The following is a 16623-nucleotide window of genomic DNA, read 5'->3' as shown; positions in this document are numbered from 1 at the left end:
CCTCACCCCCTTCGAACGCGACCTCGTCCTGCTCACCGCCGCCGACGAACTCGACCCCACCGCCGCGGCCCGGTGCGCCGCGGCCGCGGGCGACCCGCGGCGCGCGTACCCGACCTTCTCGCTCGCGCTGGCCGCCCTCGGCGAACCGCACTGGAGCGCCCTCACCCCCGTCGCCCCGCTGCGCCGCTGGCGGATCGTGGAACTGGAGGACGAGACCCGGCTGACCCTCTCCCGGCTCCGGCTGGACGAGCGCGTCCTGCACTTCCTGCTCGACTCGCCCTACCTCGACGCCCGGCTGCACGGCCGGCTCCGCCGCACCACCCCACCGGACGCGCTCCCGCCGTCGTACGACCTGGCCGCGAGCCGGCTGGCCGAGGGCTGGCGGGAGGACGGCCGGGGCTCCGACGCGCGGCCCGTGGTCGAGGTGACCGGCGGCGACCCGCGCAGCCGCGCCGAGCTCGCGGCCACCGCGGCCGCCCGCTGCGGACTGGGCCTGTACGCCATGAGCGCCGAGGACCTGCCCGCCGACCCCGCCGAGCGCGACCGCCTGGCCCGGCTGTGGCAGCGGGAGGCGATCCTGCTGCCCGCCGCCCTGCTGGTGGAGGTCGGGGACCTGGACCGTGACCAGCGCGCCGCCACCGAGGCGTTCCTCGCCGGGGCCGCCGTACCCGTCGTCGTCTCCAGCGAGGACCCGCTGCCCACCGGGCGCCCGCACGGCACCCGCGTGGCCGTTCCGCGCCTGGACGACGACGAACAACTCGCCCTGTGGGGCGACGCGTTCGCCGATGTGGCCGACCTGGCCGACGCAGAACTGCGCGCGCTCGTGGCCCAGTTCCAGCTGCCGCCGCACGTGGTCCGCTCCGTCGCGGCCGCCGTGGGCCGCCGGCTGCCCCACGAGGACGAGGCGTCCGCCGCCGAACTCGTCTGGCGCGCCGGACTGGAGGAGGCCCGCGTCGGCATGGACGAGCTGGGGCGCCGGACAGCACCCCGGGCCGACTGGCACGACCTCGTGCTGCACGACCGCCAGACCGCCGTGCTCCGCGAGATCGTCGCGCATGTGCGGCAGCGGCCGACCGTCCACCAGGAGTGGGGATTCGCCGCGACCCTGCGCCGGGGCCTCGGCGTCACCGCGCTGTTCGCGGGCGGTTCGGGCACGGGCAAGACCCTCGCCGCCGAGGTGATGGCCAACGAACTCGGCCTGGACCTGTTCGTCGTGGACCTCTCCCAGGTGGTCAGCAAGTACATCGGCGAGACCGAGAAGAATCTGCGCCGCGTCTTCGACGCCGCCGAACGCGGCGGCGCCCTGCTGCTGTTCGACGAGGCCGACGCCCTGTTCGGCAAGCGCAGCGAGGTCAAGGACAGCCACGACCGGTACGCCAACCTGGAGGTCAGCTATCTGCTGATGCGGATGGAGGCCTACCGGGGCCTCGCCATCCTCACCACCAACATGAAGCAGGCCCTCGACACGGCCTTCCTGCGGCGCATCCGCTTCGTGGTCGACTTCCCCTTCCCGGCCGAGCACGAACGCGCCGAGATCTGGCGCCGGGTGCTGCCGCCGCAGGCCCCGCTCAAGGACATCGATCCGGACCTGCTGGCCCGGCTCACCGTCGCCGGCGGCTCCATCCGCAACATCGCCCTGTCCGGGGCGTTCCTCGCCGCCGAGGAGGGCGACCGGTTGCAGATGCGGCACATGCTCGCCGCCGCCCGCACCGAATACCTCAAGCTGGAGCGCTCACTGACCCCCGCGGAGGTGCGCGGATGGGTGTGAACAGGCGGCCCTCGGCGATCCGCGTGGAGATCGGCGAGCTGGTCCTCGACGGCTTCCACGCCGACCCGGCCCGCGTCTCGGCCGCGTTCGAACGCGAACTCGTCCGCCTCGTGGCGCGGCACGGCGTGCCGCTGGCGGCGAACGGCGCCGTGACCATGGAAGCGCTCACCGGCCTGCCCCCGCTGCCCGCCGGGCTGTCGGCCCGCCGCCTCGGCCAGGAACTGGCCCGTGCGGTCCACCAAGGGCTCAGCGGCCACGGGGAGGTGACCCCATGACCGCCAGGGCCCAGGACGCGGCCGACCGGCAGACTGCCGAGCAGCGCCGCCGCCGACGCAGGGAACGCGCCGCCGCGTCCCGTGCCCTTGACCCGAAGAACATCGTCAGCGGCGCCGGCCAGCCCCTCGACCCGGGCGTCCGCCGGGAGCTGGAGGGCCAGCTCGGCCACGACCTGAGCCGCGTCCGCCTGCACACCGACCGCGACGCGGACCGTCTCACCGAGCTGCTCGGCGCCGACGCCGTGGCCGTCGGCCAGGACATCCTCTTCCGCTCGGGCGCCTTGCGGCCCGGCACCGACGAGGGCCGCCGCCTCCTCGCCCACGAACTGCTGCACACCGTCCAGAACCCGCACGGCCTGGGCGCCCTGCGGGCAGGCCGCGAACCGGGCGCGGTCAGCCTCCCCCAGCAGTCCATCGAACGCGAGGCCGAATCCGCCGCCCAGGACCTCGTCCGCCCCTCGCACGGGCAACCCGCGCCGCAGGTCACGGAGAACCGGTCCACGCCGGGGTGGCTGCGGTACGCCACGGTGGACGCCGACCGCAGCCGTGCGGAGGCGATGGACCCGGCGACCCTGCTCGACCGGCTCGCCAACTCGGTCGTACGGTCCCTGCGCGGCGACCCGGAGGACCTGTCCCGGCGCACCCGCAAGCAACTCGCCCAACTGCCCGAGGAGTTGCTCGACGGCGTGCTGGTCCGCCTGGAGAACCGGCTGCTCGCGCCAGAGCACGACCGGGTGCTCGACCTCGTCGAGGAGGCCGGGGCGTACGACGACCACGCCCAGGACCTGGAAGTCGACGCGCATGACGCGCCCGAGATCGAGCCGGACGCGGCCGAACAGGTGCGCACCGAGCGCGAGCAGGCACCGCGGACACAGGAACAGCGGCGGGCCGAGGCGGCACGACCGGGCGTCGCGCCGGGACCCGAGAAGGAAGAGGCCGCCGACCAGGGCGCGGCCGGCAGCACCCCGCGAAACGGCGGCACGCCCGGGCACGGGAGCACGCCCCAGGGCGGGGGCGCGCCGCACGGGACGCGGGAGAAGACGCCGGGGGCACCGGGCCCGGCGCGGGGCCCGGCACCGACGGCGGGTACGGCGACGGCCCCCGCCGGCCGGGAAGGGCCCGCGCCGTCCGCCACCGCCGGGGCGGCGCCGGCCGGCGAACGGCGAAGCGACACGGAGACGACGGCAGCGGCGGAGCGGGAACAGGGCGGGGACGCGGGCGGCCGCAAGCAGAGCGGGGAGGCGGGTGACGGCGGCCGGGAGCAGACCGAACAGACGCGTACCCCGGCCCCGAGCGAGGAGGAGTCCGCGGCGCGGAACCGGCCGGGCGCGGCCGCGGCCGCCGTCGCCGGACAGCAGGTGCGGCAGCAGGACAAGGGCGGCCAGGACAAGCCCGCCGGCTCGCCGACGGCCTCCGGCCCGGGCGCCCGGCTCCCGGGACCGTTCAGCACCCTGGAGGGCAGGCGCAACCAGGACGTCGACGGTCCCGAGGAGACGACCGACGAGGACCCGTTCGGCTCCGGCAGCGAGTCGGAGGTCGATGCCGGGGGCGGGCAGCAGAGCGCCTGGGACGTCGCACTGCGGCCCGAGGACTTCGTACCGACGCAGGACCTCGACGTGTCCGCCGTACCGACCGCGGACACGCTCGGCCCCGGGGCGTCGACGTCGTCGGTCCCGTCCTTCCCCGCCCCACCGCCGACCAGGGCGGACCAGGTCCAGGCCGAGCGGGACGCGGAGGACGCGGAGGACACGGCGGCCGACCTGGAGGACGAGACGGCCGGGACCGGTCCGGCGGACGAGACGGCGTCGTCCGCGCCGGAGACCGAGGGCGGCCCGGACGGCGGCGCGGGGCCGGACACCCCCGCGGTGGATCAGTTCGTCGCGGTCCCGCCCGCCCCCGGCACCAGGGACCCCAAGAGCGGGGACGACCCCAAGGCGGGCCCGGTCGCCGCGCAGACCACGGTGCAGCAGGCGCCGGGCCGGGCCGAGGGGACCGCCGAGGGCGGCGGCGCGGCGGGGGAGACGGCCGCGAAGGAGGAGAAGGGCACCGCCGCCGCGGGCGACAAGGGCGCCGGTGGCCAGGAGAAGGAGTCCCCGAAGGCGACCGGCGGCCAGTCGGCGCAGAAGGACGCCGGGGCCGAGGAGACGGGCGCGGGCCCTTCCGGGGCCGCCGGTCCGCAGGCGACGGGCGCGCAGGGCGCCGGGACGCCACAGACCGTGCCGGGCGCGCCGCCCGCGGCCGCTGTGCCGCATGCCCCGGGAGCGGACGCGGCACCGGCCCGCGAGACCAGCGCGGCACCGCGCCCCAGCACGGCGACGGCGGCGCCGGAGCCGCGGTCCGCGCCCGCCGCCGGGAAACCCGCACCGGCGCCCGCGAGGACGGCCACGCGGTCGCCCGCCGAGTTGGAGGCCGCGCCGCGGTCCGCGCCCGCGCCCGCCCCCAGGGCAAGAAGGACAGTGCCCCGGCACCCGACCTCTCCGGGGTGTCCCCGGAGGCCGGCCTCGCGACGGCCTCGAAGCTCAAGCCGCACAAGGCACTTCAGGCCATGGGCGGCGTCGGCGGCGCGGTGGACCGCTCCGTCGGCGACGAGCACAAGGCCCTCGCCGCCGCACCGCCCTCGATGCAGCGCCCGGCAGGCGCGCCGCAGACACTGCGGGGCAAGCCGAGGACGGACGCCCCGGCGGAGTACTCCGAGGACAAGCCCCAGGAAGCCCAGGCGCCCGAGCAGCAGAACGCCGAGGTCACCGGCGCCAAGGAGCCCGAGGGCCGGATCGAGGCGGAGCAGGCCGAGGAGCCCGGGGGCTGGGACACCTTCAAGATGGCCCTCGGCTTCATCGGCGGCAAGATCGTGAACGGCGTCGCGAGCCTCTTCGGCGCCGACAAGCCGGTGGTGGATCCGCAGGCGCTGGCCGCGAAGTTCGCGGGGCTGCCGACGAAGGACGACGCCCTCAAGCAGGCCCGGGCGGGCGACGCGCCGGGTGTCGACATGAAGGGCGCGGCGGAGCAGACGGCCGGTGAGCAGGACGGCCATGTCGACGCCAAGGGCCAGGAGACGATCGGCACCGCACGGGACGACGCCGGCCGGCGGATGGGCGAGGACCAGGTCTACCCGGACGCGCCCAAGGAGAAGATGACCGCCAAGGTGCCCGGCGCGCAGGGCGGTCGGAGCCCGGCGGCCGGCGGCGGGGCGACCGGCGCCGTCCCCCTGGAGGCGGCCTCCGCGGTGGCGGAGCACGACCGGGGCCCCCAGTTCCAGGCGGCGTTCACCGATGGCGCGAAGAGCATGTCCGAGGGCCGACAGGCCAAGGACCGCGACGTCCGAGACGCGCAGGACCGGCACCGGCAGAAGGTGGACGCCGAGATCGCGGCGAACACCAAGGCGCAGGCCGGGGAGCGCGAGAAGGCGCAGGGCGAGGTCACCGCCCAGCGCGAGGGCTGGCGCAAGGACCAGGACGAACAGCTCAAGTCCCTCGGCGACAAGAAGAGCGAGCGGCACGACAAGGTACGCAAGGACGTCGAGGAGAAGGAGAAGAAGACCGACGACGACGTCGACAAGGAGAAGGAGGGCAGCGACAAGAAGATCCAGGACGAGAGCGACAAGGCCGAACGTGACGCGGCCCAGAAGCGTGACGGCGCGGTCCAGGAGTCGGGCAACTGGGTCAGCAAGGCCTTCGACTGGATCAAGCAGAAGGTCATCGAGATCAAGAACGCGATCGTCCGGGTCATCCGGGCGGCCCGCGACGCGGTCGTCGGCTTCATCAAGAACTTCAAGGACACGGTCGAGCGCTGGATCAACGAGGCCCGCGAGAACATCGTCGACGCGATCAAGAACCTCATCAAGGACCTGATCGAGTTCGCGGTGGCGATGGTGCGCGCGGTGATCGAACTCGCCGCGAAGATCCGCAGGTTCGTCACCAACCTGATCGCGGCGGCGATCGCCTTGGTCAACCGCCTCGCCCAGGCGCTGAAGCAGGCCGTATCCGACCTCCTCGACGCCGTCGGCAAGCTGCTCAGCGGCCTCCTCGACATCCTGAAGAAGGCACTCCAGGCGGCGGTCAAGGCGGTCGTCGAGGCGGTGAAGTCGGTCCTGGAGTTCGCCTCGAAGCTCCTGAGCGCGCTGGGCGCCTGGATGATGATCGCGGTCGACTTCCTCTCCGACCCGGGAGGATGGCTCGGCGGTGCGAAGAACTCCGCGGTGGACGGCGCGAAGAACCACCTCTTCCGTGAGGTGTCCACGGCCGTCAAGGCCTGGTTCCAGGAGAAGATCCAGGAGATCATCGGTGTCCCGAAGGCGATCATCGACAAGCTGATCAGGGGCGGCTTCTCCCTGGCTCAGATCGTCAAGGAGGCCTGGGACGCGGTCGTCCCGCAACTCCCGCTCATCATCGGCGAGTTGGTGATCACGAAGGTCGTCGCGAAACTCATCCCCGGCGCGGGCTGGGTGATGGCGGTCATCGACGCGATCCGCACCGCCTGGGGCGCCCTGAGCGCCATCCTCAGCTCCCTCGAAGCGGTCCTCACCTGGCTCAAGGCCGTTCGCATGGGCGGCGCCGGCATCCTCTTCGCCAAGGCCGTCGCCGCGGGTGTCGTCGCCCTTCTGGAGGTCCTGTACCAGGCCCTCCTCAACCAGATCGGCAAGTACGTCGCCAAGGTGGGCCGCCGGCTGCGGGGCGTCGCGGCCAAGCTCACCAAGGACAGGTTCGGCAAGCCGGGGGGCCGCCGGGGCGCGGGCGCCGGGGACACGGAGGGCCAGGGCCCCCGCAAGCCCAAGGACGAGGAGCCCGCCGGCCGCAAGCCCGACTCCGACGGCAGGACGCCTCGCGACACGGACCCGAATGCGCCCCGGACCCAGGACGGCAAACCGAAGACGCCCTCCGGCGCCGAGCCGACGGCCAAGGACAGGAACGGCCGCCCGAAGGACCCCACCGAGAAACCGGACACCAGGCCCACCCCGGCCGCCAAACCGAAACCCGAGCCGGAACCGCGGCCGAAGCCGAAGAACGAGCCGGAACCCAAACCGAAGAGCCCGGACGAAAAGGCCTCGGACAATCCCAAGGACCGGGACCCGGGCAAGCCGAAGTCCGGGGACGGGGACACGCCCGACACGTCGAAGCCCAAGGACAGGGACGGCAAGACCTCCGACAAACCGAAGTCCTCGGACCCGGATGCCCCGGGCAGGCGCAAGCCGGACGCGGAGCAGGAAGCCCCCCGGCACAAGCCCGAGGGCAAGGAGGGCGAGGGGCCGGGCAAGTCGAAGTCCAAGGACAAGGAAGGCGACAGTCGGAGGCCGAAGGAGAAGGACAGGGACGGAAAGAAGCCGAAGCACGAACACGACCGGAAGGGCCCGAGGCGCAAGCGCGACAAGCACGAGGGCCCGAGGTCCAAGGAGAAGGACTCGGCCAAGAAGAAGCAGGAGAAGAAGGACCGGCGGAAGAAGGACGAGGAGTCCAAGGACTCGAAGGACGAGCGGCTGCGAAAGATCGTCGCGCGGCTTCAACCGCGAATCAACCGAATGACGGACAAGGGCGTCAACTCACTCGTACTGCAAGCCGCACTGCGTGGCTTCAAGATCTGGTATCGGTTGACCGCTCTGGAGGCCAGAAACGGAAACCCGGTTTCCGTAATGGCGAGCCTCAATCCGTCTGCTGAAGCTGCACGAGCCATGCGCGCCATGCTGCGGCTGCACTTCAAGGGCAACCCTGACCAGAAGGTGCGACTTGAGGCTGCACTGGGGATCCAGCGCTTCGACGATTGGCTGCTTTTCCATGAAGGAGAGAGTCTAGATGAGTTCACTCTGAAGATGGAAAGACTGCTGGACGAGTTGGATGAAGCGGAGCGGGCCAATCTGAACGACGAGCCACTCCAGAAGATCAGGGCGGCAGAGAGGGACGTTCAAAATCACGACAAGCCAGATTTCGAACCCGAGACACCGGAGCCCGTCAGGCGAGATCCGGAAAGTGGCGAAGAGGTCCTGGACAGGGAGTACGAGGACAAGTTCCAGCGGGTTCTCGAAGACGAGGCGCTTAACCAGGTCAAGAATCGTCGAAGGATGGGTCAACCTGGTGAGATGCCGGACCATGAGCTTGAAAAGCGGGACATCACGATCCACCGATACGATCATTATGACTTGGTAGGGTTCACCCGCAAGGCCCTTGCCCTCAAGCGATTCAGTCAGGCAGGCGCCACGTTCCGTAAGGAGGCTTCACCCGGAATCTTTGAGTACATGGTCATGGTCAAGGCCAATAAGCTCAGGAAGGAGGGAAAGGAGGAGGAAGCCCGGCAACTTGAGGCGGGTATTCCGCAGAGAAAGGAAGACGCACGCCGACTCACCAACATGACAGTGAACTTCAAAAAGGCGGTGGAAAGGCGAGCCAGGCTCAGCACAGCGGATCCTGCACTGCAGTTGGGAATCGGCCGGCGCATCAACAATATGCAGGCGGACCATGAGCACGACTTGCAGCTGGGTGGGCTGGACAGCTACAAAAACTTCTACCTGCTGGACAAGCAGACCAACCTGGACATGGGAAGCGATGTCGTACATCAGCTGAAAATCGGTAAGGAAATGGTTCCTGCGGGCACGATCGTCAACATCGATGTCTCCTGGAGCTCCACGCAAAAGCCGCCGAGCAAGAAGAAGAAAAAGAAATGATTACGCACCAGGACATGGTTGATCTCTACGGCCGCGACAATGTCATCACGTTGCCCGAACAAGAAGCTGACCGACTTGGGGTCACACCCCAGGATGCCGAGGTTCTGACAACTGTCGGGCTTCCCCGGGGCAGTGCACCATTTTTTACGACCGAGGTCCGAGGGGGGCCCGAGTTTCTTCGAGTCATTGATGTGACCACTCGTGACGGAAAGAAGCACCGCGAGGTGATCGTTGGCGGTCCCCCTGGAGATTCGGGGATGCGGTTTTCACTCTCCGCCTACGAAAGATTCGTGATGCTGGTGCAATTGGACGGAACGAAACCTCGTGCTGAGGTTGTGAACAACAATCTCGGCGAGTTCGTGGAGTTCCTCTACCGTATTGAGAGGTTCACTCAGGGAATCGCTGCCGATCCTACCGCCAAGGAAGAGTTGCTTGACGATCTTCGGGGGGCGTTGATGGATATTGACCCGTTCTCCTTCGAGCTGTCCGAGAACTGGTGGGCCATGGCTCTTCGTCAACTCGGCGGTGGCGGTTTGGGGCTTTAGACAAGCCTTGGATCTACTGACTGGCAGGAGAAGGCATGACCCGCTACGCCGACATCCCCAAACCCATCCGCTCCGGTCTCGTCGTCGTCGACCCCGACCACGGCACCCCCCGACGCGTCATCGTCCTCCAGTTCAACCCCGACACCCTGGAACGCAGCATCGCGCCCCAGTCCGCCGGGGACGGCGGGGACGCCGGGGGTGGGGGGACCGGCAGTGGGGATCGGAACGAGGCGTTGCGGCTCAAGGGGCCCGCGCAGGAGACGTGGAAGTTCACCGCCGAGATCGACGCCACCGATCAGCTGGAGATCGCCGCGCCGGACGGGATTCATCCGCAGCTCGCCGTGCTGGAGATGCTGGTGCAGCCGACCACCGCGCAGCTGCGCGAGGCGACCCGGCTGACGCAGAAGGGCAGCATCGAGATCAGCCCGATCGAGATGCCGCTGACGCTGTTCACCTGGGGGAGCAAGCGGGTGCTGCCGGTGCGGCTCACCGAGCTGTCCGTCAACGAGTCGGCGTTCGACGTGAACCTCAACCCGATCCGGGCCTCCCTCGGCATCGGGATGAAGATCCTGACCGTCAGCGATCTGCCGGCGGGGCACCGGGGCGCGGACCTGTACATGGCGCACCTGGCGCAGAAGGAGCGGCTCGCGGCCGCCGCGCGCGGTGGTGGCCTCGGCGCGCTGGGCCTCGGCGGCGCCGACCTCGTGACCGGAAGGGGATGAGGAGAAGATGGCGGAGACCGAGCCGTACGAGAACGCGCTGGACTCGATACCGGGCGCCCACCCCTACCCGCGCACCAGCCGGTACCACGACGCCGAGATCGGTGTGCACCGGCGCGCCGACGGCATCGAAGTGCGGTACACCAAGCGGCGGTTGCTGCCGCCGCTCACCGAGGAGACCAAGCCGCACGTGGTCGGGGCGGGGGAGCGGCCCGACCTGCTCGGGCAGCGCTTCCTCGGCGACCCCGGCCAGTGGTGGCGGATCGCCGACGCCAACCCCGTACTGGACCCGCGGGAGCTGACGGACGAGCCCGGACGGGTCATCGGCATCCCGCTCGCCGGCGGGTTCCCGCACGGAGAGCGGCGTGTCTGAACAGCCCGTGGGGCAGGGCCCCGTGCACATCCAGCTCCTCATGGGGCCCAAGCTGGCCCGCCCGGTCCCCCCGGAGGTCGCCGAGGCGCTGCTGTCCGCGCAGATCACGGCCACGGCCGGGGAGCGGAGCGGCTTCCAGTTCGCCTTCGATCTCACGAAGAACGGGCTGCTCAACCAACGACTGCTGCCCGAGGGCTTCTTCGACCCGAAGACCCGCGTCGTCCTCACCGTCAGCGTCCGCGGCACCCCCGAAGTGCTCTTCGACGGACTGATCGTGCGCCAGGAGGTCGGCGCCAGCAACCGCCCGGGCCACTCCACCCTCACCGTCACCGGCGAGGACCTGACGCTCCTCATGGACCTGGAGGAACGCACCGCGCCCTACCCCAACCTGCCGCCGTCCCAGCGGGTGCTGGCGATCCTGCGCCGGTACTCCGACTACGGCATCCGCCCCGACGTCTACCAGGAGAAGATCGCCCAGCCCCCGCACCAGGACCTGCGCGTCCATTACCAGACCGGCACCGACCTCCAGTACGTCACCGAACTGGCCCGTGCCAACGGCTACACCTTCTATCTGGAGCCCGGCCCCAACCCCGGCCAGTCCTCGGCGCGTTGGGGCCCCGAGGTGCGGCTCGGGCTGCGTCAGCACGCCCTCAACGTCAACATGGACGCCCTGTCCACCGTGGACCAGCTGACCTTCGCCTACGACGGCACCGCACGCGAGGAGCCCCAGGCGCGCTGGCAGGACCCCGGCACCCGCCAGTCCACCCTCCTGCCCCAGCCACCGATCAGCCCCCTGCGTCCGCCGCTCGGCCGCCGGGCCACCCCCGCGCTCAAGCGCAAGACCCTCTCCGGCACCGCCAAACAGCAGCGCGAGCAGGCCGAGGCCGAACTCCTCGCCCGCGCCGCCGTCTCCGCCGACGTCATCTCCGGCTCCGGTTCGCTCGACGTCAACCGGCACGGCTACCTCCTCCAGCCGCGCCGGCTCGTCGGCGTCCGCGGTGCCGGGCGGGCGTACGACGGCGACTACTACGTCAAGTCCGTCACCCACAACCTCCGTCCGGGCTCCTTCCAGCAGAACTTCACCCTCTCCCGGGAGGGCCTGGAGGCGCGCGGCGACACCGTCCGGCCGTGACACACCCGACCCAGCGACCAGGAGAGCACTCCGACCATGGCGGCACCCAGCAATCGCTATCTCGGCAAGTTCCGCGGCCGGGTGGTCAGCAACGACGACCCGTTGCGGCTCGGCCGGATCACGGCCGAGGTCCCGGACGTCCTCGGCGACGAGCCGTCCACCTGGGCGCTGCCCTGCCTGCCGTTCACCGGGCCCGAGTCCGGGCAGTTCGTGGTGCCGCCGCCGGGCGCCGGCGTCTGGGTGGAGTTCGAGCAGGGGGACCCCAGCTTCCCGGTGTGGACCGGGTGCTGGTACGGCGACGCGAGCGAACTGCCGCCCGACGCCCGCCGCGAACTCCAGGCCGGCGCACCGAGCAAACCGGTGGTGGTGCAGACCCCGGGCGCGCACAAGATCGTCCTCAACGACACCGCCGGCGCCGAACAGGGCATCCTCCTTCAGGCCCAGGGCGGCGCCTACATCCGCATCACCAGGGGAGCGGTGGTCATCGCCACCGGCGCGGGCGCCGAGATCACCCTGCGCGGCAGCGAAGTGACCATCAACCAGGGTCAGTTGACCGTTCAGTCCAAGCGATAGACAAACGGGGGAAGAGAGTTGTCCGGGAGTCTGCTCCACGCGGGCGCCGTGATCGGCTGCCCGCACGGCGGCCGCGCCACACCTGTCACCACACCCTCCGGCGGCGTCCGCGTCGAGGGTGTCGCCGTGGCCACGGCCGCCCACGCCTACGTCGTCACCGGCTGCCCGCACACCGTCGACGACGTGCCCTCGCCGTGCGTCTGCGTCCGCTGGACCGCCACCGACACCGGCGTCACGGCCGACGGCGCGCCCGTGCTGCTCGACACCGGTGCCGCCCAGTGCTTCAGCGCGGCCCTCGTCCCGCAGGGACCCCCCGTCGTCCAGGCCGCGCAGCGAAAGGTCACCGTCCGATGAGGCCGCCGAGTCAACAAGCCCGCCCGCGCAGCGACATCGCGTTCCCGTTCCACGCCGACCGCCGCGGCCGCACCGCGCACGCCCGCCCCGCCGAGCACATCCACGACCTCGTCGAACAACTGCTGTTCACCAGCCCCGGCGAGCGCGTCATGCGCCCCGACTTCGGCTGCGGACTGCTCGACCTGGTCTTCGCGCCGACCGCCCCCGAACTGGTCAGCACCCTCGAACTCGCCGTCCAGGCCGCCCTCCAGCGCTGGCTGGGCGACCTGATCGAGGTGGTGTCCCTGGACATCGACTGCGGCGACGACACCGTACGCGTCCAGTTGTCCTACCTGGTCCGCGCCACGGGCGCCGTCCGGGAGGACCTCTTCGAGGGGAGGGCGGCATGAGCGCGGGGGCCTCCCGGCGGGCGAAGGTGCGCGCCGCCCACCTCAACGGGGTCGACGCCGTCGAGGTGAGCGACGACGGGCTGCAGCTCACCGTCACCTTTCTCGGCAAGGCGCCGGGCGGCCTCGGCCCCGAGAACGTGCGCATCGACGGCGGCCGGCGTGTCACCGGCCTCACCGCCGTGGACGTCAGCGTCGAACGCGAGGAGGACCCCGAGCTGGACGACCGGCTCCACGTCACCCTCGACCGGGCCGGCGACACCTCCCGCTACCGGCTGTCCCTGGTGGAGGCCGACCCCTACGGCAGGCCGGGCACCGAGCCGTACCACGGTTTCGACCAGCGGTACGCACGTGCGGAGTTCCGCTTCCGGCCCGACTGCCCGAGCCCCTTCGACTGCGTGGACGAGGGCGCGCACGGCGCCGGCCACCCGGCCGCGCCCGTGATCGACTACACCGCCCGCGACTACGACACCATCCGTAAGCTCCTGCTCGACCGGCTCGCGCTGACCACTCCCGACTGGGCCGAGCGCAACCCCGCCGACCTGGGCATCACCCTGGTGGAACTGCTCGCCCACACCGGCGACCAGATCAGCTACCAGCAGGACGCCGTCGCCACCGAGGCCTACCTCGACACCGCCCGCCGCCGCGTCTCCGTGCGCCGGCACGTCCGGCTCATCGACTACGCGATGCACGACGGCTGCAACGCCCGTACCTATGTGACCGTCCAGACCGCCGCCGACCGCACCCTGGCACCCGGCACCTACCGCTTCGCCTCGGTCGACGTACGCACCCTCGACCCGCACGACCGCCCCGCACCCGGCACGGTCATCGACGAGAACGACCTCGGCGACCTGGACGAGCGAGGCTCGGTGGAGGTCTTCGAGCCCGTCGTCGCCGGCGAGCCGCTGGAACTGCGGGTCGCGCACAACGCGATCCGGCTGTGGATTTGGGACGGCGAGGTGTGCGCGCTGCCCGCCGGCGCCACCGCCGCCACCCTGCGCGACGAGTGGGCGGACCCGGAAACCCGCCGGGACCGCGGGCTCGCCCTGAAACCGGGCGACGTGCTGATCCTGGAGGAGGTCAAGGGCCCGCGCACCGGCACCCCGGGCGACGCCGACCCCGCCCACCGGCAGGCCGTCCGCCTCACCTCCGTCACCCCCGGTCTCGACCAGGTGGAGGACCAGCCCGTGCTGGAGGTCACCTGGGCCGCCGAGGACGCCCTGCGCCGCCCGTTCCGCCTGACCACCCGGGGCGGACGCGACTGCCTGCCCGTCGAGGACGTCACCCTCGCCCGCGGCAACGCCGTCCTCGTGGACCACGGCCGCTCCGGCACCGTCGAGAGAGTCACCGTACCGCCGGTCCCGGCCGTCGTGGCGCCCTGCGGCCCGCCCGGCTCCGGCTGCGAGGACCCCACGCGGGGCAACGCCCCGGCACGGCTCATCGCCTCGCTGACGGACCGCGCCGAGGACGGCCGGGCGCTGCGCCCCGACGACGTCCGCGAGCTGTTCGACGTCGTGGGGGAGCGGGCCGTCCTGCGCGCCGGGATCGGTCTGGAACGGGCCGGACAACGCCACGAGCACGTCGTACCCGGCGCGGCGTACGCGCAGGCCACGGCCCTGCGGACGCTGCTCGCCCAGAGCGTCTACCCGGGCGTCCGGCCCCGCTTCCGTCCCGTCCTGGGCCGTGCCCCCGTCACCCAGGCCGTGCCGTTCCCCGACCCGGCGGCGGTCGCCGCCGCACAGGCCGAGCGGCTCGCCGCGATCCCGGACCGGGTCCGGCAGCGGCTGGTCGAGCTGTGGCGCAGCGCCCGCGACGGACTTGCCGAGGACGAGATCGCCGAACTGACCGTGCTCTTCGGACCGAAACCACTGGAACGGCTCGAACTGCGCCGCCATCCCGTCCGCGCCCTGCGCCAACTGCTGCACCGAGGGGACGAGTTGCTCGACAGCAAGCAGCGGCGCCTCGCCGTCCTCACCGCGCGGGCCCGCGCCGGCACCGTCCTCGACGCCCACATCGCCTGGGAGATCGCGCACAGTTGGGGCCCTGCGTACGCCACCGGACTGCACCCCGGGGAGCCGGTGCTGCGCGGCCCGGCGAGTGCCGCGCTCGCCCAGGACCCGCGCCGTGCCCTGCCCGCCGTACGCCTCACCGACGGCGCGGCGGAGTGGGAGCCGCGCCGCGACCTGCTCGACAGCGGACCCCGCGACCGGCACTTCGTCGGTGAGCTGGAGGACGACGGGCGGCTCGCCCTGCGCTTCGGCGACGGGCGGCACGGCGCCGAGCCGGCCCCCGGAGCACACCTCGCGGTGCGCTACCGCATCGGCGGCGGCAGCGCGGGCAACGTCGGCGCCGAGGCCATCAACCACCTCGTCGTGGCAGCGGGCGAGCCCGGCGAGCCGGTGCCGGCCGCCACCGTCCGCAACCCGCTGCCGGCCACCGGCGGCACCGAACCCGAACCGCTGGAGCAGGTACGCCAGTTGGCGCCCCTGGACCTGCGCCGCACCCGGCTGCGCGCCGTCACCGCCGCCGACTACGCGGCGTTAGCCTCCGCCCTGCCCGGCGTCCAGCGGGCCGCTGCCGAGATCCGCTGGACCGGCAGCACGCAGGAGGCCCACATTGCCGTCGACGCCCACGGCGGTCCCCCGTCGCCGCGTCTGCTCGACACGGTGGCTCAGGCCCTGGAGCCGTACCGGCGCATCGGCCACGACCTGGCGGTCGGCCCCGCCCGGCCGGTGCCGGTGGACATCGCGCTGCGGGTGTGCGCCCGGCCCGGGCACCAGCACGGACAGATCCTGGCCGACCTGTACCGGGTCCTCGGCAGCGGCCGGCTGCCCGGCGGCCGGCTCGGCTTCTTCCACCCCGACGCCCTGACCTTCGGCGAACCGGTGCGGCTCAGCCGCCTGGTCGCCGTCGCCGCGGCCGTCCCCGGTGTGGAGGGCGTCGAAGTGACCCGGCTGCGGCGGCTGTTCGAACCGGACCGGGGAGAGAAGGAGGACGGCGTGCTGCGACTCGGCCCGTTGGAGATCGCCACCTGCGACAACGACCCCGACCGGCCCGAGCAGGGCCGGCTGGAGATCACCCTGGGAGGCGCCCGATGAGCCGGTCCTGCTCCTGCGGCGGCGCGTGCGGCGGCCACGACGAGCGCCTCGCCCCCGCCCCCCTGCACAACCCGCCCGGCCGTACCGCCCTCGACTACCGCGTCGGCGAGTACGCCACCTTCCTCGCCGCCCTCCTCGACCGGCTCGCCTCACCCGCGTACCCGGGGCTCGCCGGGCTCACCGTACGCACCCCCGACGACCCGGCCGTGGGACTCCTCGACGCCGCGGCCGTCCTCGGCGACCTGCTCACCTTCCACTCCGAGCGGATCGCCGACGAGGCCTACCTCCGCACCGCCTCCGACCACCGCTCCCTGGTCCTGCTGGGCCGGCTCGTCGGGCACCGGCCGCGCCCAGGAGTGGCCGCCACCACCCATCTGGCGTACACCCTGGAACGCGACCCGCGCGCCGAGACCCTGCCGGTGACGATCCCGCGCGGCGCCCGCAGCCACAGCGTGCCCGCCTCCGCCGACGAGCAGTCGCTGACCTTCGAGACCTCCCGGGACCTCACCGCCCGCTGGGACTGGAACGAACTGGCGGTACGGCGCCGCCGGCCCTCCCTCTTCACCCCCGACGACCTCGCCCGCCGCTCCGAACTGTTCGTGGAGGGCACGGCCACCTCCCTGCGGACCGGCGACCGGCTCCTCTTCGTCTTCGGCGAACAGGCGGGCGGCGAGCGGAAGCTGGTGCCGATCGCGGGCGTCTGCGTCGACCGCGAGGAAGAGGTCACCGCGCTCGCCCTGCCCCAGTCGGC

11 protein-coding genes and 1 pseudogene are annotated in these 16623 nt (G+C 72.1%); all 12 read left to right on the top strand.

Features of this window, described 5'->3' with window-relative positions:
- Positions 1 to 1768 (top strand): ATP-binding protein (locus FRZ03_RS33650; protein WP_146468862.1); only part of this gene is annotated, 1768 nt, incomplete at its 5' end.
- Complete coding sequence (locus FRZ03_RS33645) at positions 1759 to 2043, top strand: hypothetical protein (RefSeq protein WP_146468838.1); 285 nt, start codon at positions 1759 to 1761, stop codon at positions 2041 to 2043. The genes FRZ03_RS33650 and FRZ03_RS33645, both read left to right, overlap by 10 nt.
- Positions 2040 to 4895, top strand: a complete 2856-nt coding sequence (locus FRZ03_RS40780; RefSeq protein ID WP_261399456.1) for an eCIS core domain-containing protein — start codon at positions 2040 to 2042, stop codon at positions 4893 to 4895. The genes FRZ03_RS33645 and FRZ03_RS40780 overlap by 4 nt, the downstream gene beginning before the upstream one ends.
- 3793 nt (positions 4896 to 8688) lie before the next feature.
- On the top strand, positions 8689 to 9237 hold the full coding sequence (locus FRZ03_RS33635) for an SUKH-4 family immunity protein (protein ID WP_146468837.1): 549 nt from the start codon (positions 8689 to 8691) through the stop codon (positions 9235 to 9237).
- Between the two features lie 35 nt (positions 9238 to 9272).
- Complete coding sequence (locus FRZ03_RS33630) at positions 9273 to 9959, top strand: hypothetical protein (RefSeq protein WP_146468836.1); 687 nt, start codon at positions 9273 to 9275, stop codon at positions 9957 to 9959.
- 7 nt (positions 9960 to 9966) lie between these two features.
- On the top strand, positions 9967 to 10329 hold the full coding sequence (locus FRZ03_RS33625; protein WP_146468835.1) for a LysM peptidoglycan-binding domain-containing protein: 363 nt from the start codon (positions 9967 to 9969) through the stop codon (positions 10327 to 10329).
- Positions 10322 to 11461: a hypothetical protein gene (locus FRZ03_RS33620; protein WP_146468834.1), complete on the top strand. Its 1140-nt coding sequence runs from the start codon at positions 10322 to 10324 to the stop codon at positions 11459 to 11461. Before FRZ03_RS33625 ends, FRZ03_RS33620 begins: the two co-directional genes overlap by 8 nt.
- A 36-nt stretch (positions 11462 to 11497) precedes the next feature.
- The gene (locus tag FRZ03_RS33615) at positions 11498 to 12034 is read left to right on the top strand and encodes a phage baseplate assembly protein V (protein WP_146468833.1); all 537 of its coding nucleotides are present in this window, start codon (positions 11498 to 11500) and stop codon (positions 12032 to 12034) included.
- An 18-nt stretch (positions 12035 to 12052) separates the two neighbouring features.
- Positions 12053 to 12388 (top strand): hypothetical protein, encoded by a 336-nt coding sequence (locus FRZ03_RS33610; protein ID WP_146468832.1) that lies wholly within the window; start codon positions 12053 to 12055, stop codon positions 12386 to 12388.
- Positions 12385 to 12777, top strand: coding sequence for a GPW/gp25 family protein (locus tag FRZ03_RS33605; protein ID WP_146468831.1), 393 nt, complete (start codon positions 12385 to 12387; stop codon positions 12775 to 12777). Before FRZ03_RS33610 ends, FRZ03_RS33605 begins: the two co-directional genes overlap by 4 nt.
- Positions 12774 to 15872, top strand: coding sequence for a putative baseplate assembly protein (locus tag FRZ03_RS33600; protein WP_146468830.1), 3099 nt, complete (start codon positions 12774 to 12776; stop codon positions 15870 to 15872). The genes FRZ03_RS33605 and FRZ03_RS33600 overlap by 4 nt, the downstream gene beginning before the upstream one ends.
- Positions 15869 to 16623 (top strand): annotated as a pseudogene (locus tag FRZ03_RS40775) (putative baseplate assembly protein); the annotation flags it as partial. The gene FRZ03_RS33600 and the pseudogene FRZ03_RS40775, both read left to right, overlap by 4 nt.

Origin of the sequence: Streptomyces misionensis, from assembly GCF_007896895.1 — a bacterium.
Taxonomy (GTDB): Bacteria; Actinomycetota; Actinomycetes; order Streptomycetales; family Streptomycetaceae; genus Streptomyces; species Streptomyces misionensis_A.
This window is presented reverse-complemented; position numbering and strand designations above follow the sequence as displayed.